The following is a 24,985-nucleotide window of genomic DNA, read 5'->3' as shown; positions in this document are numbered from 1 at the left end:
GCGGTGGCGAACGCGACGGGACTCGTGGTGGGCTACGCGCTGGACGCGGCGTTCGGTGATCCCCGCAGGGGCCACCCGGTGTCCGGCTTCGGTCGAGCCGCCGCTGCGCTGGAACGTCGCCTCTACCGGCCCGACCGGCTGGCCGGTGGGATCTTCACCGCGGTCTGCGTGGGTGTGCCGGTGGCGATCGGGGTGGCTGCCACCGTCGGCACCCGGCACCGGCCGGTAGCCCGCGCCGCGCTGGTCGCCGTCGGCACCTGGGCGGTGCTGGGCGGGCGCAGCCTGCGCCACGAGGCGAAGTCGATGGGCCGGTCCCTGCGCGGCGGTGACCTGCCGGCTGCGCGACAGCGGCTCGGGCATCTCTGCGGGCGGGACCCGTCGACGCTCGACGAGCCCGAGATCGCCCGGGCGACGGTCGAGTCGGTGGCGGAGAACACCTCCGACGCGGTGGTCGCCCCCCTGTTCTGGGGTGCGGTCGCCGGGCTGCCCGGCCTGCTCGGTTACCGTGCGGCGAACACCCTCGACGCGATGGTGGGGCACCGCAACATCCGCTACGCCAGGTTCGGCACACCGGCCGCCCGCCTGGACGATCTGCTCAACCTGGTGCCCGCCCGCCTGACCGGTCTGCTGACCGTGGCGCTGGCGTCGGTGGGCAAAGGTGACCGGGAACGGGCCTGGCGGGTGTGGCGGCGGGACCGCGACGACCATCCCAGCCCCAATGCCGGGCAGTGCGAGGCGGCGATGGCCGGAGCGCTGGGCGTGCGGCTGGGCGGACGCAACGTGTACTTCGGGCGTACGGAGGCGCGCCCGTTCCTCGGTGACGGTCCCCGTCCCGAGGCGCGGCACCTGGTCCGGGCGGCGCGGATATCCCGGGCGGTCGGCCTGACGGCGCTCGGCATCGCGGCGGTGTATCCCCTGACCGCCGGCCGGCTCATCGGCGCGGCTGCCCGCCGGACCCGCCAAGCGCTGCCGACTCCCCGGGCGCTGCCGACGCCGCGAAGGATGCTGGCTCAGGGAGCGCTGCCGACATCGGGAGGGTTGCGGGGCCTTCGGATGCTCCGGACGTGGGGTCGCAGGTGAGCGGTGGGCTTCTGGTGGCCGGGACGACCTCGGACGCCGGGAAGAGTGTGCTCACCGCCGGTATCTGCCGCTGGCTGCGTCGTCGCGGGGTGCGGGTGGCGCCCTTCAAGGCACAGAACATGTCGAACAACTCCGCCGTGGTGCTCGGGCCGGACGGTCGGGGCGGTGAGATCGGTCGGGCTCAGGCGATGCAGGCGGCGGCCTGCGGGCTCGCGCCGGACCTGAGGTTCAACCCGGTGCTGCTCAAGCCGGGCAGCGACCTGGCCAGTCAGGTGGTGCTGCTCGGCGAGGCCGTCGGGACGATCACCGCCGACAGCTTCCGGACGCTGCGTCCCCGGCTCGCCGAGACCGCCCACACGGCCCTGGCCGAGCTGCGGTCGGAGTACGACGTGGTGATCTGCGAGGGCGCCGGCAGCCCGGCCGAGGTGAACCTGCGCGAGGGCGACTATGTGAACATGGGCCTGGCCCGGCAGGCGGGGCTTCCGACGATCGTGGTCGGTGACATCGATCGGGGCGGCGTGTTCGCCGCCATGTTCGGCACTCTCGCCCTGCTCGACCCGGCAGACCAGGCACTGGTCGCCGGGTTCGTGGTCAACAAGTTCCGGGGTGACCTGGAGTTGCTCGCCCCCGGGCTGGCACAGCTGCGGCACCTCACCGGTCGCCCGACGTACGGGGTGCTGCCCTGGGCGTTGGACCTGTGGCTCGACGCGGAGGACTCGCTCGCCTACGGCCGGGTGCTCGGCCGTCCGGCCGCTCCGCGCGGCACCGAGTGGCTCGACGTGGCCGTGCTACGGCTGCCCCGGATCAGCAACGCCACTGACGTGGAGGCGTTGGCGACCGAGCCAGGGGTGCGGGTACGGCTGACCGTCGAGCCCGCCGAACTCGCCGCCGCCGACCTGGTGGTGCTCCCCGGTTCGAAGTCGACAGTGGCCGACCTGGCCTGGCTGCGCGAGACGGGTCTGGCGGACGCCGTCACCGCCCACGCGGCGAGGGGTCGCCCGGTGCTCGGCATCTGCGGCGGCTACCAGATGCTGGCCCGCGCCATCCACGACCCGGTGGAGAGCCGGCAGGGCACGGTGCCGGGTCTCGGCCTGCTTCCCATCGAGATCACCTTCGACCGGGACAAGACCGTCCGGCCCGCGTCGGGCAGCGTCGACGGGCACCTGCCGGTCGAGGGGTACGAGATCCACCACGGGTACGTCTCGACCGCCGACCCGCAGCTGACCCCGTTGCTGCGTGACACCGGCGGCGTCGACGAGGGCGCGATGCACGGTGTCGTGCACGGCACCCACTGGCACGGCACGTTCGAGTCGGACGAGTTCCGTCGCTGGTTCCTCACCCGGGTGGCCCGCCTCGCCGGGCGTACCGGGTTCCGGGTCGCGCTGGACACGTCCTTCGCCGCCGCCCGCGAGCGCAGTCTCGACCTGCTCGGCGACCTGGTCGAGGAACACCTCGACACACCGGCTCTGTGGCGACTCATCGAGGACGGGCCACCGGTCGACCTGCCGTTCGTACCACCCGGCGCGCCACCCGTCGACGTCCGCGCCGCACGGTGACCGCTGCCGAGGTCGGTCAGTAGCGGATGTCGGCGGGCTGATCGGAGAAGGGCAGGCCGGCCGAGCGCCATGCCTCCACCCCGCCGATCATGTCGGTCGCCCGGTGCAGGCCCAGGGCGCGCAGGCTCGCGGCGGCGAGGCTGGAGCTGTAGCCCTGTCGGCACACCACGACGATCTCCAGGTCGTACCCGGTCGCCTCGGGTATCCGCCAATCACTGGCCGGGTCGAGCCGCCACTCCAGCACCGTCCGGTCGATCACGATGACGCCGGGCAGGTTGCCCTGCTCCCGACGCTGTAAGTCGGTGCGTGTGTCGATCACGAGCGCACCCCGGCTGGCGGCCTGCACCGTCTCTTGCGGGGTCAACCGGGTCATGCCCGCACGGGCCTGCTCCAGCAACGCCTCGACACCGGGACTCATCACGGAATGGGACACGCCACGATCATGCCGTTCGGCGGCGGCCCTGCGGTCCGAAGTGGCCGGGGACAACCCGATCGGTAACGTCGGTGCCCGTGGTGGTGGGCTTCGAGGCGTACGCCGGGCTGGCCCGGAGGGTGCTGGCGGGACCGGCCCGGCTGGGGCGTACCCGGTTGGTGGCTGTCGACGGTCCGAGCGGCGCGGGCAAGACGGCCTTCGCGGCGCGCCTGGCCGACGCCCTCGCCGCGACGTCCGACACCACCCGCCCGCCGGTGGTGCACACCGACGACCTGCTCGACGGGTGGGCCGACCAGCTCAGCTTCTGGCCCCGGCTGGAGGAGCAGGTGTTGGCCCCGGTTCGGGCCGGACAGGCCGGTGCCTATCGCCGGTACAACTGGACGCGGCGGTGCTTCCTGCCCGCCCCGGTGCCGGTTCCGGTCGCGCCGGTGCTCATCGTGGAGGGGGTCAGCGCGGCGCGGGCCGCCGCCGTGGTGGACCTGACCCTGGCGGTCTTCGTCACCGCACCGCAGCCGCTGCGGCTGACCCGGGCGGTCAGCCGGGACGGTCCGGAGATCCTGCCGGAGCTGCGTCGTTGGCACGTCATCGAGCGCGCTCACTTCGCCGCCGACGGTACCGAGGCCCGCGCCGATGTGGTGGTCGACGGCGCACCCGCCCTACCGCACGACCCGACGGACTACTACTGCCGGATCCTGCCGGGTCGGGATGTCACGCCGCCCGCGCCGGCTCGGTAAGGCCGACATACGATGCCGGTCATGACCACACCGATCATGACCGAGTCCGAGCTGCGGGAGGCCGTGGCGCGGGAGCTGCCCGGCGTCCGCGCCGACCTGGAGCGGCTCGTCCGCATTCCCGGCATCGCCTTCGAAGGCTTCGACCACGCGCACGTGGAGCGTTCCGCCGAGGCGGTCGCCGAGTTGCTGCGCGGGGTTGGCCTCGACGTGGAGGTGGCCCGGGCCGGTGGTCAGCCCGCGGTCATCGGCCGCAAGGCCGCACCTCCGGGTGCCCCGACCGTCATGCTCTACGCCCACCACGACGTGCAGCCGATCGGCGATCCGGCGTTGTGGGAGTCGGACCCGTTCGTGCCGGTCGAGCGGGACGGCCGCCTCTACGGGCGGGGTGCCGCCGACGACAAGGCGGGCATCATGGCGCACATCGCGGCGCTGCGCGCGTTCGGCGACCGGCTGCCGGTCGGGGTGGTCGTGTTCGTCGAGGGTGAGGAGGAGTACGGCTCCGACTCGCTGGAGCGACTGCTGGCCGAGCACCGGGACAAGCTCGACGCCGACGTCATCGTGATCGCCGACTCGGCCAACTGGGATGTCGGCCTACCGGCGCTCACCACGTCGTTGCGCGGCATCGTCAACTGCTTCGTGGAGCTGCGCACCCTGGACCAGGCCGTGCACAGCGGCATGTTCGGCGGTGCGGTACCGGACGCGCTCACCGCCCTGGTCCGGCTGCTGGCCACGCTGCACGACGACGCCGGAGACGTGGCGGTGGCGGGGCTGGTCGGCAAGGAGGCGGCCCGGGTGGACTATCCGGAGGACCGGTTCCGCGCCGAGGCCGGGCTGGCCGAGGGCGTGCAGCTGTTCGGCACCGGCCGGATCACCGACCGGCTGTGGACCAAGCCGGCGCTCGCGGTGCTCGGCATCGACGCCCCGGCCACCGGCGAGGCGCCGAACGCGCTGGTCCCGTCGGCCAAGGCCAAGCTGAGCGTACGGCTGGCGCCGGGTGACGAGCCGAAGCAGGCGTACGCGGCGCTTCGCGCCCACCTCGAGAAGTACGCGCCGTGGGGCGCACAGGTCGAGGTGACCTTCGAGCAGGAGGGTGCGCCCTGCGTCATCGACGCCAGCGGCCCGATGTTCGACGCCGCCCGGTCGGCGTTGCGTGCCGCCTGGGACGGCACCGACGCGGTGGAGATCGGGGTTGGTGGCTCCATCCCGTTCATCGCCACCTTCCAGGAGATGTTTCCGCAGGCGGCGATCCTGGTGACCGGGGTGGAGGACCCGCACGCCCGGGCTCACGGGCCGAACGAGAGCCTGCACCTGGGTGAGTTCGCCCGGGTCTGCCTCGCCGAGGCGTTGCTGCTGGCCCGGGTGGCCGAGGCGGGTCGTGGGTGAATCCGTAACCTCGCAACCTCGGTGACCGTTTCCGGTGTGTCGGACGCGGGGCTGTTGTAGCCTCTCGAACATGCGTACGAACGAGGTTCTGGCCCGCCTGGAGGCCGCCGTCATCGCTCTGGGGGACGTCGACGTCTCCGCGTGGCCCGACGACACGCTCAAGGAACAGCTCGGCGAGCTGTCCGCCGCCCTGGTCGCCCTGGACGCGTCGCTGTCCCGCATCGCCGACGGGGTCCGCGCCCGTGGGCTGCGCATCGAGGAGCCGGTCCCGGCCTGACGCCGTCGCACGCCGCCCCGATCACGACCCGCCGCGCGGGCGCCGTCGCGCGTCGCCCGACCATCGCCGGGTGCCGGGTGCCGGGTGCCGGGTGCCGGGTGCCGGGTGCCGGGTGCCGGGTGCCGGACGTCGGGTGTCGGACGCCGGACGCACGGGGGAGCGGTGCCGTCGGGCCGGGTGCCGACCCATCGGGCGGCTCGGCGGTCCCGCGCAGGTCGCGCCGGTTGTCGGTGCTGGCTGGCAGGATGAGGTCGTGCGGTTTCTGGACCTGGCTGCCACCTCGGCGGCCGTCGGCGCGACCAGCGGTCGGCGGGCCAAGGTCGAGTTGCTCGCCGACGCCCTGCGTCGGCTGGATCCGCCCGAGGTGGCGGCGGGCTCCGGGTGGCTCGCCGGTGAGCTGCGTCAGCGGCAGACCGGCGTCGGTTGGGCCAGCCTGCGTGACCTTCCTCCACCGGCGGCCGAGCCGACGCTGACCGTGTCGGCGGTCGACGCCGCGATCGACGAGATCGCCGCGGTGCACGGCGCGGGTTCGCAGGCACGCCGTCGGGATCTGGTGCACCGGCTCTACTCGGCTGCCACCGCAGACGAGCAGCGGTTGCTGACCGGTCTCTTCCTCGGCGAGTTGCGCCACGGTGCCCAGGCCGGGCTGTTGGCCGACGCGATCGCCCGAGCGGCCGGTGTCTCCGTCTCCGTCGTACGCCGGGCCCTGCTGCTCGCCGGTGACCTGCGGGCGGTGGCGGTGGCCGCTCTCGACGGTGGCGCTGCGGCGCTGGCCGGGTTCGGGCTCCAGGTGGGCCGGGCCCTCGCGCCGATGCTGGCGCAGAGCGCGTCCACCGTCGACGAGGCGTTGGCCGCCACCGGAATGCCCGCGGTGGTCGACGTGAAGCTCGACGGCATCCGGATCCAGGCGCATCGCAGTGGTTCCGACATCGCCGTGTTCTCCCGCAGCCTCGACGAGATCACCGCCCGGGTGCCCGAGGTGGTCGCCGCCATGCGTAACCTGCCCGCGCGGGAGATCGTCCTCGACGGGGAGGCCATCGGGCTGGACGCCGCCGGGCGACCACTGCCGTTCCAGCAGACGTCCAGCGCGGCGGCTCGACGGGCCGGTGCCGTCGCGCGGGAACCGGTCGCACCGGCGGTGCGTGCCGCCGCCGAACGGACCGGCACGACCGTGCTCACGCCGTACTTCTTCGACCTGCTCCACCTCGACGGCGCGGATCTGATCGACCTGCCGGGCCGGGACCGATGGGCCGCGCTGGACGGCACCGTCGACGCGTCGCTGCTGGTCGGCCGGACGGAGGTGGACGACCCCGAGCGGGCCGGTGCGGCCTTCGCCGCCGCGCTCGACGCCGGTCAGGAGGGGGTGGTGGTCAAGGCGCCGGACGCGCCCTACGACGCCGGGCGGCGCGGCGCGGCCTGGGTCAAGGTGAAGCCCCGGCACACCCTCGACCTGGTCGTGCTCGCCGTGGAGTGGGGCAGTGGCCGTCGCACCGGATGGTTGTCGAACCTGCACCTGGGCGCCCGCGACCCGGACACCGGTGGGTTCGTGATGCTCGGCAAGACCTTCAAGGGGCTCACCGACGAACTGCTGCGCTGGCAGACCGAGCGCTTCCTCGGCCTCGCGATGGAACGCGGGGACTGGGTCGTCCGGGTCCGACCCGAGCAGGTCGTGGAGATCGCCTTCGACGGTGTGCAGGCCAGTTCGCGCTATCCCGGCGGGGTCGCCCTGCGGTTCGCCCGGGTGGTCCGCTACCGGGACGACAAGACGGCCGCCGAGGCGGACACCATCGACGCCGTCCGGGCGATACACGCGGGCCGCCCAGCCGGTTGAGCGGTCAGGTGGCGGCCGGTGTGCCGGAGTCGGCGGCCCGGTCACGGGGGCGTTCGTCGACCACTCCGGCGAGCCGACGGGCCTCGCGGCGGACGATCCAGCCATAGCCGACCAGGGTCATCGCAGCGAAGATCCACCACTGGACGACGTAGCCGAGGTTCTGCCAGTTGTTGGCATGCCCGATCGACACCGCCCGGAACGCCGGGTCGGCGGCCGGTGTCTGCTGGTCGAGCAGCACGTACGCGCCGTGTACCGGGTACGGCAACTCGCTGGCGAGTTGGGGGACGGAGACCCGACGGCTCTCCACCCGGCCGTCACGGCGGGACACCTTGGCGTCGCCGCTCTCGCTCGCGTGCACCCGACCCTCGACGGTCACCTCACCCGTCGGTGCCGGTGGCACGTCCGGCTGGGCGAGCGCCCCACCCGGGGCGGGTGGGATCCAGCCCCGGTCCACCAGGACGGCGGTGCCGTCGGCGAGCACCAGCGGGGTGACCACCTCGAAGCCGACCCGGCTGTCGACCGTGCGGCCCCGCACCAGGACGATGTTGTCCGTGTCGTACCGGCCGGTCACGGTGACCCGGGTGAAGGTCCGCTCCTGCTGCGGCGGCGCACCGACCGTGCCAGGGCCACCGGTCGGCGCGGGCACTGCCTCCCGCAACGGCACCGGGTCCATCCGCAGGCCGGCGTCGATGCGTTCGTTGACCGCCGTCCGGCCGTGGTAGCGCTCCAGCTGCCAGTTGCCGAGCAGCACCATCACCGTGGCGGCGGCCAGGGCCAGCACGAGAAGGCCCAGCCAGCGGGGCGTCAGCAGGAAGCGGTACACGCCACGAGATTACCCGTGTGACCGCCGCCACTGGTCCGAGCCGTCACCGTGCGCGCCCGCCGGGCCGTCGTAGGCAGTGGTGTCGGTGGGGGCGGGGCACGGACGGCGTCCGGTGGCGGAGCGTACCGGCGTGGGGGCGGTCCGCCACGGACTCGGCTGACCTGGACGGGACGCGGCGGCGAGGGGTGCCTGTGGGGCGTCGGGTTCAGCTATCGTCACGCGGGCGGAGCGCGCCGACGGTCGGCACGCCGACCGCTCGCGAGGAGTCGATGATGACGGGCGTGCCGCGTCTGGTGCTCAGTGCCCCCTCCTCTGGACACGGCAAGAACACGCTGGCGATCGGGCTGCTCGCCGCGTTCGCCGACCGGGGTCTCGACGTGGCCGGCTTCAAGGTCGGACCGGACCAGGTGGACGCGGCGTATCTGGGGCTCGCCAGTGGTCGACCGGGGCGCACGCTGGATCCGCGGTTGGTGGGTGCCGATCGGGTCGCCCCGCTGTTGTCGCACGGTGCGGCCGGCGCGGACCTCGCCGTGGTGCAGGGCAGCATGGGCCTGTACGACAGCCTGACCGGCCGCAGCGAGACCGAGTCGACCGCCGCCGTCGCCACCGTGCTGCGTAGCCCGGTGGTGCTGGTGGTCGACGTCGCCGCGATGGGCCAGTCGGTGGCCGCCCTGGTGCACGGCTTCCGGGCGTACGACGAGCAGTTGTGGATCGGCGGGGTGATCCTCAACCGGGTCGCCTCAGCCCGGCACGAGGCGCTGCTGCGTGAGGCGCTGGACGACATCGGCGTACCGGTCTACGGCGCGTTGCGCCGCCAGGACCTGCCCTCGGTGCTGCCGTCCCGGCGGTACGGGGTGGTGCCGGTACTCGAAGGCGCGGGCGAGGCCACCCGGGCGGTCCGGCGGTTGGGTGAGGCGGTGACCGCCACGGTGGATCTGGAGCGGCTGCTCGGGCTGGCCCGCTCGGCACCCGCGCTGGGGGTGCAGCCGTGGTCGCCGTCGGGTGCCGACGAGGTGTCCGCACCCCTGCCCGCTGGCGCCGACCGTCCGGTGGTGGCGCTGGTCGGTGGCCCGGGCGGCAGCTTCAGCCACGCCGAGACGGCAGAGCTGCTGGCAGCCGCCGGTGCCCAGGTGGTCACGCTCGACCCGTTCACCGACGAGGTGCTGCCCGCCGGGACCAAGGCCCTGGTGGTCGGTGGTGCTCTGCCCGAGTCGTACGCGGAGCAGCTCTCCGCCAACCGGCGGCTCTGCATCGCGGTCGCCGAGTTGGCCCGCACCGGGCGGCCGGTGGTCGCGGAGGGGGCCGGCCTGCTCTGGCTGGCTCGGGAACTGGACGGGTTGCCGATGTGCGGGGTGATCGACGCGATCGGCAGCCTCCGGGACGGGCTGGTGGTCGGCTACCGGGAGGCCACTGCCCAGGGTGACAGTGTGGTCGCCACGCGGGGCGAGGTGGTGATCGGGCACAAGGAGCACCGGGCGGTTCTCACGCCCCGGGGTGGGCAGCGGCCGGCGTGGAGCTGGCCGGGCGGCGCTCCGGAGGGATTCATCTGGCGGGGCGTGCACGCCTCCCAGCTCGTGCCGCACTGGGCCGCGTACCCGCGCATCGCGACGCGGCTGGTGGCCGCCGCTGCGGCCGAACCGGCCACGGTCGGGGTCGGCGACGGTGGCCCGGCCGGGCCGGCGGGTGCCGCCCTGGGCGACCCGGCGGGTGCGGCAGCCGCCGGGCCGGCCGGTGCGCCGACGGCCTGACCGTCAACCGACGATCCGGTCCGAGGGCGGGACGAAGTCCCGGACCGGTTTGCCCTTCAGCGCGTCGCGGAGGGTGTTCGCCACCGCCTCGATCGGGATCTGCGACTGCCCGTCGCCCACCGCGTTGAAGGGGTTGTCGGGGTCGGAGATGAAGCTGGCCGCCGCCAGTTCCGGTGTGTAGCCGACGAACCAGGCCGAACGGGTGCTGTCCGTGGTACCGGTCTTGCCGGCGACCGGGCGGCCCACCGTGCCACGCACGCTGTCCGCCGTGGACCAGCCGCCGCAGCTGCCCTTGGCCGGGGTGTCGCCGGTGGGACAGCGGGCCGCGTCGGTGGCCGCTCGCGCCGCGTCCGCGCTGACCACCTGGCGGCAGCGGGGCTTGGCGACCTCGCGTTCGATCCCACCCGGCGTGGTGTACATGACCGGGGTGCCGTCCCGGTTGTAGATGGCGTTGACCGGCAGCGCTTCGCAGTAGCGCCCGTCGGCGGCGACCGCCGCGTAGGCGTTGGCCATCTCCAACGGGGTGGCGTCGGAGACGCCCAGGGTGAAGGCACCCCACTTGTTGGCCTTCGCGGGGGAGGCGTGCTCGCGGTCCACGTCGGTACGCCACCGCAGCCCCAACTGCTCGGCGAGCCGGACGGCCCGTTCCGCCCCGACCTGTTCCTCCAGCCAGACGAAGTAGGTGTTCACCGACTTACCGAAACCGGACCACATGGTCTGGGTACCGCTCATCGCGCCGCTGGCGTTGGACGGCTGCCAGCCGTCGTAGACCTCGGAGCGGTAGCTGTGCGGCGCGTTGAAGGTGGTGTTCAACGGCAGGCCGGCGTCGAGGGCGGCCAGCATGGGGAACATCTTGAACGTCGACCCCGCCTGGTAGCCGGGCAGGTCGCCGCCGCCCATCAGCGGTGCCACCGTGTTCGGGTAGTTGGCCTTCACGTCGGGACCGGCCTCCGGATTGGAGCTGAGCGGGTTCTCGCTCAGGTCCAGGGAGTACCTGCGGTTCACCGCCATCGCCTTGACCCGGCCGGTGCCCGGTTCGGCCACCACGATCCCGTTGGCGAACGGGCTGCCGGTGTTGCCTTCGGTGCCGACGTTCTTCTCCGCCGCCTTCTGGATCTTCGGGTCCATGCTGAGCACGATCCGGTAGCCGCCCCGACGCAGCTTGTCCAACCGTTGGAGCCGGTTCTTCCCGAACGCCGGTTGAGCGCTCCACCAGTTCTTCAGGTAGTCGCAGAGGAAGCCCCAGCTGTTCCAGTCGTCGGGCACGGCGGCGCAGTCGTTGGGCGGGTAGGTCAGCCGCAGCCGGATCGGTTCGCTCTTCGCCGCCTGGGCCGAGTCCGGCGAGAGGTAGCCGAGCCGTGCCATGTTGTCGAGGACGTAGTTGCGGCGGGCGGTGGCGTCCTTCTGGTCGGAGGTGGCCGGGTCGTACTGGGAGGGTGACTTGACCAGCCCGGCGAGGGTGGCGGCCTCCACCGCGGTGAGGTCCTTGGGGGTCTTCGAGAAGAAGATCTCGCTGGCGGCGTAGATGCCGTACGCGCGGTGCCCGAAGTACGCCGAGTTGAGGTAGCGCTCCAGGATCTCCTCCTTGCTCAGCTCCTTCTCCAGGTCGACCGCCATACGCATCTCCTTGACCTTGCGCATCGGGGTCTGCGCGGTGGCCTCCTGCACCTCTCTCGGGTTGGTGGCGCTGTCCCGCAGCGCCATCCGGACGTACTGCATGGTGAGCGTGGAGGCACCCTGGGAGACGCCGCTGGAGCGGGCGTTCGCCACGAAGGCACGGGCGACGCCCTTCGGGTCCACCCCGTGGTGCTGGTAGAAGCGGTTGTCCTCGGCGGCCACGATGGCCAGCTGCATGTTCGGCGAGATGTCCGACAGCTTGGTGTACTGCCGGTACTCCTCGAAGAACATGGTCAGCACGGTCTTGCCGTCCGGCGCGTACAGGTAGGAGGTCTCGGCGGGCAGGGCGGTGGTCAGCAGGCGGGTCTTGCTCTCCACGGCGTGCGCGGTGGCCTTGGCGCCGACCCCGGTCACCGCGACGACGGGGTACGCGGCGGCGGCGACGACGATACCGGCGATCAATCCGGCACGGAGGAGAGGAACGAGACGACCAGCGGCAGCAAGGGGTCGATTGCTCACACCGCTAAGTTATGACATTTCCGATTCGTACATGAGAAATACTCATGAAGTGATCGGTGGTGATGCGGCCCACCCTCCGGGTTGCTGTCCCGAGCGCCGCCTTCCCGGCAGGATCGCGGTCATGCATGGTCAGCCGACCGCGACGTCCGGCGCGCCGCCGGCCGGACCGGACCTCGCTCACCACGGCGACGCCGAAGTCGCCGAGGGGCTGGTCGACCTCGCCGTCAACGTGCGGCACGCACCGCCGCCGCCCTGGCTGGCCGGACCCATCACGGCCTCGCTCGCCGACCTCGCCGCCTACCCGGACCCCCGCCCGGCACGTGCGGCGGTCGCCGCCCGACACCGCCGACCAGCGGAGGAGGTGCTGCTCACCGCAGGAGCGGCCGAGGGATTCGTGCTGATCGCCCAGGCGCTGCGTGGACTACGCCGACCGGTGGTGGTGCACCCGCAGTTCACCGAACCGGAGGCCGCGCTGCGGGCGGCCGGGCACACCGTGCGGCGGGTGCTGCTCGACGAGGCGGACGGCTTTCGGCTCCACCCCGACCGGATCCCGGCCGACGCCGACCTGGTCATGATCGGCAATCCGACGAACCCGACCTCCGTGCTGCATCCCGCTGCCGACGTCGCCGCGTTGGCCCGCCCCGGCCGGGTACTCGTGGTCGACGAGGCGTTCGCGGACACCACCGCCGCCCCCGGCGTACCCGGTGAACCCGAGTCACTCGCCGCGCGTCGGGACCTACCCGGGCTGCTGGTCGTCCGCAGCCTCACCAAGACCTGGGGGCTGGCCGGGTTGCGGATCGGCTACCTGCTCGGTGCGGCGGACCTGCTGCGCCAACTGGCTGCCGTACAGCCGCTCTGGGCAGTCTCCACCCCGGCCCTGGCCGCCGCTGCCGCCTGCGCCGGCCCGGCGGCGGCCCGGGCCGAGCGCGCCATCGCCGCGCAGCTCACCGCCGACCGCGAACACCTGGTCGCGCGGCTCAAGACCATCCCGGGCGTACGCGTGGCCGGTCGACCGGCCAGCGCCTTCGTGCTGGTACGGATCTCCGACGCCCAGCGGATCCGTGACCTGCTGCGGGAGCGTGGCTGGGCGGTGCGCCGGGGCGACACCTTCCCCGGACTCGGCACCGACTGGCTGCGGATCGCAGTTCGGGACCGGGCGACCACCGACGCGTTCATCGAGGTGCTGGCCGAGATCATGGAGGCATGATGCTGGAAGACACCATCGCGGCCGTCGGCCCGCCCGACGAACCGGCGATGAACGCCGCGCGGCAGTTGCAGGCGCGCCTGACCAAGCCGGCCGGCTCCCTCGGCGCACTGGAGGAACTGTCCGTACGCCTCGCCGGTCTGGCCGGGAGTTGCCCGCCACCGGTGCCCGCCCCGGCCGCGGTGGCGATCTTCGCCGGTGACCACGGCGTACACGCCCAGCGGGTCAGCCCCTGGCCACAGGAGGTCACCGGCCAGATGGTCGGCAACTTCTTGGCCGGCGGAGCGGTGGTCAACGCCTTCGCCCGGCAGGCGGGTGCCTCGATGACGGTGATCGACGTCGGGGTGGCCGGCCCGCTGCCGGTCGCCGTCGACGAACCGGACGCCGCCGGACCGGACACACCGAGACTGGTCGACGCCTCCGTTCGGCGGGGTACCCGGGACATGACCGTCACCGCCGCGCTGACCCGCGACGAGGCGCGAGCAGCGGTCGAGGTCGGCATCGGCGTCGCCGACGAACTGATCGCCGCCGGGGCCGGCATCCTGCTCACCGGCGACATGGGGATCGCCAACACCACTCCGGCCGCCGCCCTCGTCGCCGCCTTCACCGGAGTGGACGCCGCCGAGGCCACCGGCCGGGGCACCGGGGTCGACGACCCGACCTACCAGCACAAGATCGAGGTGGTGCGGTCCGCGCTGCGCCGCCACCGCCCCGACCCGGCGGACCCGCTCGGTGTGCTAGCCGCCGTCGGCGGGCTGGAACACGCCGCGCTGACCGGGTTCGTGCTCGGCGCTGCCGCGCGCCGCGTACCGGTGCTGCTGGACGGGGTGATCGCGGTCTCCGCCGCGCTCGCCGCAGCGGCCTTCGCGCCGGACTCCGTCGCGGCCATGGTCGCCGGTCACCGCTCCGCCGAACCCGGCGCGACGGTCGCGCTGCGTCGGCTCGGTCTCACTCCCCTGATCGACCTCGGCCTGCGGCTCGGCGAGGGCACCGGCGCGCTGTTGGCACTGCCCGTGGTCACCGGCGCGGTCCGGGTCCTGCACGAGGTGGCCACCTTCGACTCCGCCGGGGTGGCCGAGAAGTGAGCGAGCGAGACAGTCGGTTCCTCCGGCGGACCAGCAACGTCGGCGGCGCGGCCCCGCGCGAGGCCGATGAGCGAAGCGGAGCAGCGGCGTGAGCGCCAACGCGTACCCCCTCGGCCTTCGGCTGGCCGGCCTGCGCGTGGTCGTGGTCGGCGGGGGAGCGGTCGCCACCCGGCGGGTTCCGGCCCTGCTCGACGCGGGCGCGGACGTACTGCTGGTGGCACCGGAACTCACCCCGGCGCTACGCGCCCACGTCGACGCCGAGCGGCTGCGGTGGGTGCCGCGCCGGTTCCTCCCCGAGGATCTCGACGGTGCCTGGCTGGTGCACGTCGCCATCGACGACCCGGCTGCGGCGGCGGAGATCAGCGCCGCCGCCGCCGAACGTCGGATCTTCTGCGTACGCGCCGACGACCGGAACGCGGCGACGGCCTGGACTCCGGCGGTGACCCGGTACGGTCCGGTCACCGTGGCAGTGCTCGGCGGTGGCGATCCACGCCGCGCGGTGAGTGTCCGCGACGCCATTCGCGCCCTGCTCCAGACCAGGGCGAATCCGCTGTTGACGGAATCGGGCCCCCAGGCGTCGCCGCGCACCCCGCCCGGTGGTCCGGGCCAGGTCTTCCTGGTCGGCGCGGGACCTGGCGACCCGGAACTGATCACGCTCAAGGGTTGGCGGCTGCTCAGCGAGGCCGACGTGGTGGTCGCCGACCGGCTGGTGCCCGGACTGCTGCTGGACGAGTTGCGCACCGGTGTGGAACTGGTGGACGCCTCCAAGATCCCATACGGCCCGTCGCGGACGCAGGAGGAGATCAACCGGATTCTGGTGGACCGCGCGTCGGCGGGAGCCACCGTGGTCCGGCTCAAGGGCGGCGACCCGTACGTCTTCGGCCGAGGCGGAGAGGAACTGCTCGCCTGCGCGGCGGCCGGGGTGCCGGTCACCGTGGTGCCCGGCGTGACCAGTTCGATCGCGGCCCCCGCAGCAGCGGGGATACCGGTCACCCACCGGTCGGTGGCACACGAGTTCACCGTGGTGTCCGGGCACGTCGCACCGGATTCGCCCCACTCGCTGGTCCGCTGGGACGCCCTGGCAGCCTTGCGTGGCACGCTGGTGATCCTGATGGGTCTGAAGAACCTACCGTCGATCACCCAAGCGCTGCTGACGCACGGCCGACCGGCCGGGACACCGGCCGCCGTGGTGCAGGAGGCCACCACCGGAGGCCAGCGGGTCGTCCACTCGACTCTCGGTGAGGTGGCGGACGCGGTGACCGCTGCGGGGCTGAGGCCGCCGGCTGTGGTCGTGATCGGTGACGTGGTCGAGGCGTTGCGGGTGGGGTGAGCTGGGGCTGCTTCCTGGCATCGGTGGTTGGGCTTGGGGGCTGGGGGCGACCGTACCCGGCTTCGGGCGGTCAGGCTTGATCCCTGCGCCGGGCACGGTCGCCCCCAGCCCGACCTGGTTGGCGGTCTGCCCGGAGGCTTGCCCCGGTGGAGTGGGTCGTCTTGGGGGTGCCTGCCATGTGGGTGCCTGCGACGTGGGGGTGTCGCTGGTGGATGTGCCGCTGGCCGGCACCCTGGGTCGGGTGCCGGCCAGCGGTTTGTTCCCCCTGGAGAGGAAAGTCTTCGGTTGTTCGACCGGGGTCAGCTGTTCCAGTGCTCGGCGACCAGGTCAGCGGCCTGCTGTTCCCACTGGGCGTAGTGGTCCGGGTAGGCCGAGACCTGTACGGTCTGGGCGGCCACGGTGAGGGGCATGTCCTGCCAGCCGTCGACCTGCTTCAGACCCTTGAGGAACGCCAGGGTCGAGTACTCCGGGTCGGTGATCTGCTCGACCGTGCCCCAACCACTGGACGGACGCTGCTGGAACAGACCCTGCGAGTCATGGTCGTTGCGGTCACCCAGATGACCCAGGTTCTCCAACTTCGACTCCTGCAACGCCGTCGCGATCGCCACCACCGCGGCCCGCTCGTCCATGCCGGCCTTCTTCGTCGCCGCGACGATCGCCTTCGTGTTCTCGATCTGCTCATCGCCCAGGTCGACATGCGACTGACCCGTGGGGGCACCGTGCGGCAGCAACTTACCGGTGTCCGGCTTCTCGGCCTGCGCGGCGGCGACAGGAGCGGACTTGACCGGGGCGGTGTCAGCGAACGCGGCCACCGGACCGGCGAACAGACCACCGGTGACAGCCAGACCAGCAATACCCAGCACGCTCTTCCGCAGCATCGTGTTCATGGCAAAGCTCCAATCGGGGGTCACGCGCACACCCAGGGGGACGGGCACACGCACGCAAGCACCACAACAGGCGCCACAAAGGGGGAAAGAAGAAAGGGGAAACCTTCTCGATCTCGGCCCGGCACGCGGGGCAACCGCCACATCACGCCGCCGGAACCATGTACAACGACCGGCCGCCCGCCATCATTCCCGACGGCACACACCCACCATCGGCGGGCGCCGTCTTCCTCGGTCGTTCACCCGTCTACAACACCCCCGACCCGCCACCCATTCCACCCCCAGCCGACCCACCGCACCCCGCCACCCGGACACCCGGACCCAGACCGCCCACCACGAAACCACTACACCAAGATCCAACAACCGACCCGGACACCCCAGCCGCATCGGTTGAAACCGGACACCTGGCGCACCGGTGCGGAGCCTGCCCACGACGGGGGCGTGGCCCGCCGTGCCCGGCGCAGGGATCAAGCCTGACCGCCCGGAGCCGGGCACACCCCACCACACCCCAAAGCGCACACACAGCGCACGGAAGCGGCCGGAGGTGAGACCTCCGGCCGCTTCGATCTGCCCATTTGTTACTGCTTGAGCATGTTGTCCAGCAGCAGCGCGCAGCGGATCACACCGAGGTGGCTGTACGCCTGCGGGTGGTTGCCCAGACCACGCTCCGCCAGCGGGTCGTACTGCTCGGGCAGCAACCCGGTCGGACCGGCGGTGTCGATCATCTGGTGGAACAGTTCCTCGGCGTCGGTCCGCCGACCGGTGCGCAGGTACGCCTCGATCAACCACGCCGTGCAGATGTGGAACCCGCCCTCGCGGCCGGGCAGGCCGTCGTCCCAGTGGTAGCGGTAGACGACCGGCCCGCTACGCAGGTCCGCCTCGATCTTCAACACGGTGGAGAGGAAGCGAGGGTCGTCACCGGCCAGCAGCCCGGAGATCCCGATCCACAGCGACGAGGCGTCCATGTCCTCGTCGCCGTACGCGACGCTGTACGCCTCGGCGTGCTCGTGCCAGCCGAACTCAAGCACGTTGGCGCCGATCCGGTCGCGCAACTCCACCCATTCCGGCCGGTCCTCGCCGCCGTGCTGGCGAACCACGTGCAGTGCGCGGTCGACGGTCATCCAGCACATGACCTTGGAGAAGACGTGGTGCCGTGGTGGCAGACGGGCTTCCCAGATGCCGTGGTCCGGTTCGTGCCAGCGGCGGCGGACCGCCTCGACCATGTTCTCCAGCACCCGCCACTCCTCGGCGCGTACCGAGCCACGGACGTCGGCGGTGGCGGCGATCAGGTCGGCGATCGGGCCGAAGACGTCGAGCTGGAGCTGGTGGTTGGCCAGGTTGCCGACGCGTACCGGGCGTGATCCGGCGTAGCCGGGCAGGGTGTCGATGACCGCCTCGGCGCCCAGTTCGTAACCGTCGACGGTGTAGAGCGGGTGCAGCCGTTCGGGGTGACCGCCGGTGCGCTCCACGCAGCCGTCCACCCAACGGAGGAATGCCTCGGCTTCGGCGATCGAGCCCAGGTCGACCAGCGCGCGGGCGGTCATGGCGGCGTCCCGCAGCCAGCAGTAGCGGTAGTCCCAGTTGCGCACCCCGCCCAGTTCCTCCGGCAACGAGGTGGTCGCCGCCGCGAGGATCGAGCCGGTGGCCTCGTGACAGAGGCCGCGCAGGGTCAGCGCGCTGCGGGCGACCAGGTCCCGGGCGGTGGTGGGTAGGCGTAGCGAGGCCACCCACTCCTTCCAGGGGCGCTCGGCAGCGGCCTGCCGCTCGTGGATGGGCAGCCGGTGATGTTCCAGGCTGTGCGTACCGAAGCGCAGCTCCAGCACCACCTGGCCGCCGAGCGCGGCGAGGTCCACCAGGGCCTTCGCGGTCTCGTACCCGCCGTCGTTGCCGACCTCCCACTCCACGCCGGGGGAGTAGAGCGCGACCGGCTCGTTGGAGCCGAGCACCAGCAGGCCGTCGCCGACCGGCTGGAGCTGTACGGCGACCTGCGCGAACTCCGGTCGGGGCACGAACTCGAGGCGGACCCGACCGGTGCCGGTCAGTACCCGGACCAGGGTCGAGTCACCGGAGATGACCGCCGGACCGTCGGGCGTTGCCTTGGGGTCCGGCTTGTCCAGCCAGTCGGTGACGGTGAGCCCGGACCAGCGGGTCTCCACGGTCATCGTGCCCGACCGGTAGCGCTGGCCCAACGGAATGCCGCCGCGCTCCGGTGCCACGCTGAAATGCCCGGCGGGGCTGCCGCCGACCAGATCGGCGAAGATGGCTGCCGAGTCCGGCTTGGGGTTGCACAGCCAGGTCACCTTGGCGTCCGGCGTGAGCAGCGCGACCGTCCGGCCGTTGGCCAGCATCGAGTGGCGCTCGATCGGCACCGCCCGCTCACCGAACAGCCAGTGCCGCCGGGTCTCCAGCAGCAGCCCGAGTGCCCGGGCGGCCTCGATCGGCTCGGCCACCCGGTAACCGGCCTTGGTCTCGCCCGGCCCGATCTTGATGCCGACGTCGGGGCCGTGGAGGTTGCCGAAAGCGTTCTCGTCGGTGACGTCGTCGCCGATGAAGAGCACCGCGCTGGCGGAGAGCTGGGTACGCAGCTGGTCGACGGCGGTGCCCTTGTGGGTCGCCACGACGGACAGCTCGATGACCTCTTTGCCCTGCGTGACGGTGACGTCCGGCCAGGTAGCCGGGCCACTGCGTACCGCGTCGATGGCGGCGGCGGCGACCTGGGGGTCCACGCCCCGGGTGTGCACCGCGACACTGGCCGGCTTGCGTTCCAGCCGGATGCCGGGGTGGGCCGCGGCGATCTCCCGCAGGGCGTCCCGCAGCCGCGTGCGTACGGCGATCAGTTCCGGGGAGAGCCGCTCGACGAAGCCGATGTCGAACTCGGAGCCGTGGCTACCGACCAGGTGCACCTCGCTGGGCAGCCGGGAGAGCGCGGCCAGGTCCCGCAGTGCGCGGCCGGAGACGACGGCCACGGTGGTCTGCGGCAGCGCCGCCAGGGCCCGGACGGCAGCCACCGACTCCGGCAGCGGTACGGCTTTGCTGGGGTCCTCCACGATCGGTGCGAGCGTGCCGTCGTAGTCGCAGGCGACCAGGAGCTGGGGCACCCGGGCGATGCGCCCGATGGCGGCGCGCAGTTCTGGATCCACCGCGTTCGCGACGGACGTGGTGGTGCCGGTGGACGCTGCGTTCACGCCGCCTCCATGTCGGGCACACCTAGTTCGGTGAGGAAGGACTTTGCCCAATGCCCCACGTCGTGGGTGCGTAGATGGCGTTGCATTGTCCGCATACGGCGACGAGCCTCCGGCTTCTCCACGTGCACGGCCCGTAGCAGAGCGTCCTTGACCGCGTCGGGGTCGTGCGGGTTGCACAGGAACGCCTGACGCAGCTCGGTGGCGGCGCCGGCGAACTCACTGAGTACGAGTGCGCCCCCGTGGTCCGCCCTCGATGCGACGTACTCCTTGGCCACCAGGTTCATTCCGTCTCGCAGCGGAGTAACCATCATCACGTCGGCGGCGGCGTACATCGCAGCCAGTTCGGTCCGACTGTACGACTGATGCAGATAATGCACGGCTGGCACGCCAACCCGCCCAAATTCGCCATTAATCCGACCAACCTCGCGCTCGACCTTGACGCGAAGTGCCTGGTAGTGCTCCACGCGTTCGCGGCTCGGCGTCGCGACCTGCACCATAACCGCGTCCGGCACTGTCAACTTTCCGTCAGCTAGCAACTCGCGGAACGCCTTGAGGCGGAGTTCGATGCCCTTGGTGTAGTCGAGCCGGTCGACGCCGAGGATGATCGTCCGGGGGTTGCCCAGCTCCTCGCGGATCTCCTTGGCCCGCGACTGGATCGCCGGGTCGGCGGCCAACCGTTCCATCTCCTTGGTGTCGATCGAGATGGGGAACGCACCGGCCTTGACCTGGCGGCCGTCCACCTGGATCATCTGGCCCTCGTAGCGCAGCCCGAGCAGGTGGCGAGCCAGCCGGACGAAGTTCTGCGCGGCGAGCCGCTGCTGGAACCCGACCAGGTCGGCGCCGAGCAGACCGCGCAGGATCTCGGTGCGGAACGGCATCTGCATGAACAACTCGATCGGCGGGAACGGGATGTGCAGGAAGAAGCCGATCCGCAGGTCGGGCCGCAGCTCCCGGAGCATCGCCGGCACCAGTTGCAGCTGGTAGTCCTGCACCCAGACGGTGGCCCCCTCGGCGGCGACCTCCGCGGCGGCCTCCGCGAACCGGGCGTTGACCAGGCGGTACGCCTCCCGCCAGCGGCGCTTGTAGGCGGGTGTCTCGACCGCGTCGTGGTACAAGGGCCAGATCGTGGCGTTGGACTGCCCCTCGTAGTAGCGCTCCAGTTCCACCGCGCTCAACGGCACCGGGTGCAGGCGGATGCCCTCCAGGTCGAACGGGTCGGGGGCCGCGCCGGTGCCGCCTGCCCAACCGACCCAGGTGCCCTGGTGCTCGGCGAGGACGGGGTGCAGCGCGGTGACCAGCCCGCCGGGGCTGCGCCGCCACTGCCGCCCTTCGGGTGTGCTCACCTCGTCGACCGGCAGTCGGTTCGCCACTACGACAAAGGAGCTACGGACGGTCACGATCGGCCACCTCCGGGTGCTGACGGGTCCACCGCGATGAGCGTACTGAGCGTAGCTGCGGCGTCTGTTCCCCTGTGCCGGACTCACCTACCCGTCTCGAACTCGGCGAACCCTGCCGTGATCATGGTGACAGCTCAACCGGCCCAGCGGGCCGTCGGGGCGGACTCCGAGGGTCGGCGTACCTCCTGCTGGCGGGGCGATGTGGGCGCTGCGTGACGTACCTGTCAGGATTGACAACGGCGTGCGCGCGGCCGGATATCGGCCGACGGCGGCGGAGGGCATCCTGGCCCGCGCCCGCACCACGCGAATCGGCGATCGACAGCGACGGAGGAGCTCGCACCGTGGCCCAGTTCATCTACGTCCTGGACAAGGCGCGTAAGGCGCACGGCGACAAGGTCGTGCTCGACAACGTGACGCTGAACTTCCTGCCGGGCGCCAAGATCGGTGTGGTCGGTCCGAACGGTGCGGGTAAGTCCAGCCTTCTCAAGATCATGGCTGGTTGGGATCAGCCGAGCAACGGCGAGGCCCGGCTGATGCCCGGCTTCACGGTGGGGATGCTCGCCCAGGAACCGCCGCTCAACGACGCCAAGACCGTGCTCGGCAACGTCGAGGAAGCGGTCGCGGAGACCAAGGCCAAGCTGGAGCGGTTCAACAAGATCGCCGAGCAGATGGCCACCGACTACTCCGACGAGCTGATGGAGGAGATGGGTCGGCTCCAGGAGGAACTCGACCACGCCGACGCGTGGGACATCGACTCCAAGCTCGAACTCGCCATGGACGCGCTGCGCTGCCCGCCGCCGGACGCCGAAGTCACCCAGCTCTCCGGGGGTGAGCGTCGCCGGGTCGCGCTGTGCAAGCTGCTGCTGGAGGCCCCGGACCTGCTGCTGCTCGACGAGCCCACCAACCACCTCGACGCGGAGAGCGTGCAGTGGCTGGAGCAGCACCTGGCCAAGTACGCCGGCACCGTCGTCGCCATCACCCACGACCGCTACTTCCTGGACAACGTGGCCAACTGGATCCTGGAGCTGGACCGTGGCCGGGCCTACCCGTACGAGGGCAACTACTCGACCTACCTGGAGAAGAAGGCCGCCCGGTTGGCCGTCGAGGGTCGCCGCGACGCCAAGATGAAGAAGCGCCTGGCCGACGAACTGGAGTGGGTGCGCTCCAACGCCAAGGCTCGCCAGACCAAGTCCAAGGCCCGTCTGGACCGGTACGACGAGATGGCCGCCGAGGCGGAGAAGACCCGCAAGCTGGACTTCGAGGAGATCCAGATCCCGCCGGGCCCCCGGCTGGGCAACACCGTCATCGAGGCGCAGAACCTCAGCAAGGGCTTCGGTGACCGGCTGCTGATCGACAACCTCTCCTTCTCGCTGCCGCGCAACGGCATCGTCGGCATCATCGGCCCGAACGGCGTCGGCAAGACCACCCTGTTCAAGACCATCGTCGGGCTGGAGAAGCCGACGAGCGGCACGGTGCGGATCGGCGAGACGGTGTCGCTGTCCTACGTCGACCAGAACCGGCAGGGCCTCGACGGCGACAAGACCGTCTGGGAGGTCGTCTCCGACGGGTTGGACCACCTCATGGTGGGCAAGGTCGAGATGCCGTCGCGGGCGTACATCGCGGCGTTCGGCTTCAAGGGGCCCGACCAGCAGAAGCCGACCAAGGTCCTCTCCGGCGGCGAGCGCAACCGGCTCAACCTGGCGCTGACCCTGAAGATCGGCGGCAACGTCATCCTGCTCGACGAGCCGACCAACGACCTGGACGTGGAGACGCTCTCCAGCCTGGAGAACGCGTTGCTGGAGTTCCCCGGCTGCGCCGTGGTCATCTCCCACGACCGGATGTTCCTGGACCGGGTCGCCACGCACATCCTGGCCTGGGAGGGCGACGAGGAGAACCCGGCGAAGTGGTTCTGGTTCGAGGGCAACTTCGAGTCGTACGAGAAGAACAAGGTCGACCGCCTGGGCGCTGAGGCGGCTCGCCCGCACCGGGTGACGTACCGCAAGCTGACCCGCGACTGACCGGGCTGGTCTGTCGTGGCTGACCGGTTCGTCTACCACTGCACGCTGCGCTGGTCCGACCTGGACGCGTACGGCCACGTCAACAACGCCCGCTTCCTCACTCTCTACGAGGAGGCGCGGGTGGCGTTGATGTTCGTCGGTGCCCGGGCGTACGGCGTCGAGTCGTTCGCCGCCGGCGTGGTGATCCGCCGGCACGAGGTCGACTACCTGCGCCCGGTGAGCTACGCCCTCGACCGGGCCACCGTCGAGACCGCACCCACCGTGCGGATCGAACTGTGGGTGGAGCAGTTGCGTGCCGGCTCCTTCACCGTCGGCTACGAGATGTACGACGATGACCTGCTCATCAGTCGGGCGCGTTCGGTGCTGGTGCCGTTCGACCTGGTGCGGCAGGTGCCTCGGCGGCTCACCGAGCTGGAACGGACGTTCCTGCTCGGCTACGCCGTCCAGGACGGCACACCGTGAGTGCCCGCCACGGCATCGTCGACATCGCCGACGCGGGGGCGTTCCTGGCCCGGCTCGTCCGCTTGGAGCGCGCCGCCCTGGTTCGACTACGGCCGGCCGCCGTCGACGCGCGTACCGCCCTCTGGGCGCGGCTGCCGTGGGGGGTGCTGGCCGTGCGGACGGTGGCCGGCGCGGGCGCCGGTGACGTCACCGTCGCCGCCGGGCAGTTGCTCGCCGAGTTCGCGGCCGGCCGTGCGGATCTGCCGGCCCGCCGCGACGCGCAGTGGCGGTGGGCGCTGCCGCCGGCCACCAGCCGCCGGGTCGAGACGCTGCCGGGCGGGGAACTGCGCCGGTTGGCCGAGGCGGCGGCGGGGACGCTGCGCGAGGCGGCCGAGCACGGCGTCGGCGGTCGGGCGGTGGGGCAGCGGATGCTGCGCGACGCCCTGCTGGACCACGTGGCGGTGGTGGTCACTCCCGACGACGAGCCTGACCGTCCGGTGGAGGTGACCCAGCGAATGGTGCAGGGTCTGGTTCGCATGGGTTTCCTCGGTCCGTCCGGGGATTCGCCGGACAGTGACGGCGTGCAGGTACGTACGGCTGGCCGATGGGTCGGACTGGTGGGACCGTACGGAGCCATTTGGTCGCAGAAGGCCACGGATTTGGTCATACGATCGTCTGCGGCTCATGCGAACGGATGACCTCGGCTCATCCTTCCGGCCTGGGGCTGGCGTTGGGGGGGTGCTTCGTTCCGGCTGTCCGGGTACCGTCCATCCTCGGATCCACCCACTGTAGGCGACCGGATCCGCTGGGGAGTGAGGTGCGCGAGCGATGCCGTGGTGGTCATGGCGTCCAGGTCCCGCCGGTGGCGGCGACCCGGAAACTCGAAGCAGGATCATGGTGGAAGGTTCGGTCCGAGTCGGTCCTCCGGCGCCCCGCCAACCGGGTGACGACTGCCCGGCCGCGGAGCGCCCGGTGATCGCCGACATGCCGGCCACAGTCGAACAGGTCACCCTGCGCCGCATCTGCGACGCGCTGGACCTGCTCGACGTGCGTTATCTGGCTGACGGAGACGGCAACCTGTTGGCCATGTGGGAACGGCACGCGGTGCTGGTCACCCTGGAGGGGCCGGAGGACGAGATCCTCGTGCTGCGGGTCCGGCCACACGCGACGGTGCCACCGGACTGGGCGGATCGTGCCTATCGGGTGGTCAACGAGTGGAACCACACGCGACGCTTCTGCAAGGCGTACGTGGGTGACGCCACCGAGCGTGGTCAACTGCCGATCTACGCCGAGTTGCAGGTTCCGCTCGCCGCCGGTGCCCACGACGCACTCCTGGTCGAGTTGCTCGACTGTGGTGCCGCCGTGGCCACCAGCTTCGTGGACTGGCTGCACGACGAGGGCGCCCTGCTCTGACCGGCGACCACCCCGCCCGGTGGCGGG

At 71.8% G+C, this 24,985-nt stretch carries 20 protein-coding genes; 14 read left to right on the top strand and 6 right to left on the bottom strand.

Annotated features, from left to right (window positions below; genetic code table 11):
* Nucleotides 1–3 precede the first annotated feature (3 nt).
* Together FF096_RS20605 and FF096_RS20600 are read left to right on the top strand one after the other, a co-directional pair.
* Nucleotides 4–1,080, top strand: coding sequence for a cobalamin biosynthesis protein (locus FF096_RS20605; RefSeq protein ID WP_309223688.1), 1,077 nt, complete (start codon nt 4–6; stop codon nt 1,078–1,080).
* Nucleotides 1,077–2,636, top strand: a complete 1,560-nt coding sequence (locus FF096_RS20600) for a cobyric acid synthase (RefSeq protein WP_309223687.1) — start codon at nt 1,077–1,079, stop codon at nt 2,634–2,636. Before FF096_RS20605 ends, FF096_RS20600 begins: the two co-directional genes overlap by 4 nt.
* Before the next feature lie 16 nt (nt 2,637–2,652).
* Here FF096_RS20600 and FF096_RS20595 read toward each other — a convergent pair whose 3' ends face one another.
* Nucleotides 2,653–3,054, bottom strand: coding sequence for a rhodanese-like domain-containing protein (locus FF096_RS20595; RefSeq protein WP_155220933.1), 402 nt, complete (start codon nt 3,052–3,054; stop codon nt 2,653–2,655).
* An 86-nt stretch (nt 3,055–3,140) separates the two neighbouring features.
* On the opposite strand from FF096_RS20595, the gene FF096_RS20590 reads away from it, so the two are divergent.
* The 4 genes from FF096_RS20590 (at nt 3,141) to FF096_RS20575 (ending at nt 7,294) form a co-directional block, all read left to right on the top strand.
* Nucleotides 3,141–3,803 (top strand): uridine kinase, encoded by a 663-nt coding sequence (locus tag FF096_RS20590; RefSeq protein WP_375335366.1) that lies wholly within the window; start codon nt 3,141–3,143, stop codon nt 3,801–3,803.
* A 36-nt stretch (nt 3,804–3,839) separates the two neighbouring features.
* A complete protein-coding gene (locus tag FF096_RS20585; RefSeq protein ID WP_196222595.1) occupies nt 3,840–5,186 on the top strand; it encodes a dipeptidase in 1,347 nt (448 codons plus the stop codon).
* A 70-nt stretch (nt 5,187–5,256) separates the two neighbouring features.
* Nucleotides 5,257–5,463: a hypothetical protein gene (locus FF096_RS20580; protein ID WP_155220929.1), complete on the top strand. Its 207-nt coding sequence runs from the start codon at nt 5,257–5,259 to the stop codon at nt 5,461–5,463.
* A gap of 253 nt (nt 5,464–5,716) precedes the next feature.
* On the top strand, nt 5,717–7,294 hold the full coding sequence (locus FF096_RS20575; RefSeq protein ID WP_309223673.1) for an ATP-dependent DNA ligase: 1,578 nt from the start codon (nt 5,717–5,719) through the stop codon (nt 7,292–7,294).
* A gap of 4 nt (nt 7,295–7,298) precedes the next feature.
* On the opposite strand, the gene FF096_RS20570 is transcribed toward FF096_RS20575, so the two are convergent.
* The gene (locus tag FF096_RS20570) at nt 7,299–8,117 is read right to left on the bottom strand and encodes an SURF1 family protein (RefSeq protein WP_309223672.1); all 819 of its coding nucleotides are present in this window, start codon (nt 8,115–8,117) and stop codon (nt 7,299–7,301) included.
* A 272-nt stretch (nt 8,118–8,389) separates the two neighbouring features.
* Between FF096_RS20570 and FF096_RS20565 the strand changes: the two genes are divergently transcribed.
* On the top strand, nt 8,390–9,865 hold the full coding sequence (locus FF096_RS20565) for a cobyrinate a,c-diamide synthase (protein ID WP_155220927.1): 1,476 nt from the start codon (nt 8,390–8,392) through the stop codon (nt 9,863–9,865).
* Nucleotides 9,866–9,868: 3 nt separating this feature from the next.
* Here FF096_RS20565 and FF096_RS20560 read toward each other — a convergent pair whose 3' ends face one another.
* Nucleotides 9,869–12,001 (bottom strand): transglycosylase domain-containing protein, encoded by a 2,133-nt coding sequence (locus tag FF096_RS20560; protein WP_309223671.1) that lies wholly within the window; start codon nt 11,999–12,001, stop codon nt 9,869–9,871.
* A gap of 121 nt (nt 12,002–12,122) precedes the next feature.
* Here FF096_RS20560 and cobC point away from each other — a divergent pair, with 121 nt between their 5' ends.
* From cobC to cobA, 3 genes are all read left to right on the top strand, one after another.
* Nucleotides 12,123–13,208, top strand: coding sequence for an Rv2231c family pyridoxal phosphate-dependent protein CobC (gene cobC / locus FF096_RS20555; RefSeq protein WP_155220925.1), 1,086 nt, complete (start codon nt 12,123–12,125; stop codon nt 13,206–13,208).
* On the top strand, nt 13,208–14,290 hold the full coding sequence (cobT, locus tag FF096_RS20550) for a nicotinate-nucleotide--dimethylbenzimidazole phosphoribosyltransferase (RefSeq protein ID WP_155221045.1): 1,083 nt from the start codon (nt 13,208–13,210) through the stop codon (nt 14,288–14,290). The genes cobC and cobT overlap by 1 nt, the downstream gene beginning before the upstream one ends.
* Nucleotides 14,291–14,378: 88 nt before the next feature.
* Nucleotides 14,379–15,620, top strand: a complete 1,242-nt coding sequence (gene cobA, locus FF096_RS20545; protein ID WP_309223670.1) for a uroporphyrinogen-III C-methyltransferase — start codon at nt 14,379–14,381, stop codon at nt 15,618–15,620.
* 299 nt (nt 15,621–15,919) lie between these two features.
* Here cobA and FF096_RS20540 read toward each other — a convergent pair whose 3' ends face one another.
* From FF096_RS20540 to FF096_RS20530, 3 genes are all read right to left on the bottom strand, one after another.
* Nucleotides 15,920–16,507 carry a hypothetical protein gene (locus FF096_RS20540; protein WP_155220923.1) on the bottom strand — a complete coding sequence of 196 codons (588 nt, stop codon included), beginning with the start codon at nt 16,505–16,507 and terminating at the stop codon, nt 15,920–15,922.
* A 575-nt stretch (nt 16,508–17,082) separates the two neighbouring features.
* A complete protein-coding gene (gene otsB, locus FF096_RS20535; protein ID WP_309223669.1) occupies nt 17,083–19,689 on the bottom strand; it encodes a trehalose-phosphatase in 2,607 nt (868 codons plus the stop codon).
* A complete protein-coding gene (locus FF096_RS20530) occupies nt 19,686–21,086 on the bottom strand; it encodes a trehalose-6-phosphate synthase (protein ID WP_309223668.1) in 1,401 nt (466 codons plus the stop codon). Before FF096_RS20530 ends, otsB begins: the two co-directional genes overlap by 4 nt.
* Before the next feature lie 341 nt (nt 21,087–21,427).
* Between FF096_RS20530 and ettA the strand changes: the two genes are divergently transcribed.
* From ettA to FF096_RS20510, 4 genes are all read left to right on the top strand, one after another.
* A complete protein-coding gene (gene ettA, locus FF096_RS20525) occupies nt 21,428–23,104 on the top strand; it encodes an energy-dependent translational throttle protein EttA (protein ID WP_309223667.1) in 1,677 nt (558 codons plus the stop codon).
* Between the two features lie 15 nt (nt 23,105–23,119).
* Nucleotides 23,120–23,566: a thioesterase family protein gene (locus FF096_RS20520; protein ID WP_309223666.1), complete on the top strand. Its 447-nt coding sequence runs from the start codon at nt 23,120–23,122 to the stop codon at nt 23,564–23,566.
* On the top strand, nt 23,563–24,243 hold the full coding sequence (locus FF096_RS20515) for a hypothetical protein (RefSeq protein ID WP_309223665.1): 681 nt from the start codon (nt 23,563–23,565) through the stop codon (nt 24,241–24,243). Before FF096_RS20520 ends, FF096_RS20515 begins: the two co-directional genes overlap by 4 nt.
* 130 nt (nt 24,244–24,373) lie before the next feature.
* Entirely contained in the window at nt 24,374–24,958 is a 585-nt protein-coding gene (locus FF096_RS20510; protein WP_155220921.1) for a YbjN domain-containing protein, read from the top strand.
* Nucleotides 24,959–24,985: the final 27 nt, after the last annotated feature.

It is taken from the genome of Micromonospora sp. CP22, from assembly GCF_009712475.1.
In the GTDB taxonomy this organism is placed as follows: Bacteria; Actinomycetota; Actinomycetes; order Mycobacteriales; family Micromonosporaceae; genus Micromonospora.
The sequence above is the reverse complement of the archived record's forward strand: the minus strand, read 5'-3'. Positions and strand labels throughout refer to the sequence as shown.

What these genes read in the sequence shown, in the direction of transcription:
- cobT (WP_155221045.1), top strand. Translation starts at nt 13,208, where the DNA reads ATGCTGGAAGACACCATCGCGGCCGTCGGCCCGCCCGACGAACCGGCG.
- FF096_RS20565 (WP_155220927.1), top strand. Translation starts at nt 8,390, where the DNA reads ATGACGGGCGTGCCGCGTCTGGTGCTCAGTGCCCCCTCCTCTGGACAC.
- FF096_RS20510 (WP_155220921.1), top strand. Translation starts at nt 24,374, where the DNA reads ATGCCGTGGTGGTCATGGCGTCCAGGTCCCGCCGGTGGCGGCGACCCG.
- cobC (WP_155220925.1), top strand. Translation starts at nt 12,123, where the DNA reads ATGCATGGTCAGCCGACCGCGACGTCCGGCGCGCCGCCGGCCGGACCG.
- FF096_RS20540 (WP_155220923.1), bottom strand. Translation starts at nt 16,507, where the DNA reads ATGAACACGATGCTGCGGAAGAGCGTGCTGGGTATTGCTGGTCTGGCT.
- FF096_RS20585 (WP_196222595.1), top strand. Translation starts at nt 3,840, where the DNA reads ATGACCGAGTCCGAGCTGCGGGAGGCCGTGGCGCGGGAGCTGCCCGGC.
- FF096_RS20595 (WP_155220933.1), bottom strand. Translation starts at nt 3,054, where the DNA reads ATGAGTCCCGGTGTCGAGGCGTTGCTGGAGCAGGCCCGTGCGGGCATG.
- FF096_RS20580 (WP_155220929.1), top strand. Translation starts at nt 5,257, where the DNA reads ATGCGTACGAACGAGGTTCTGGCCCGCCTGGAGGCCGCCGTCATCGCT.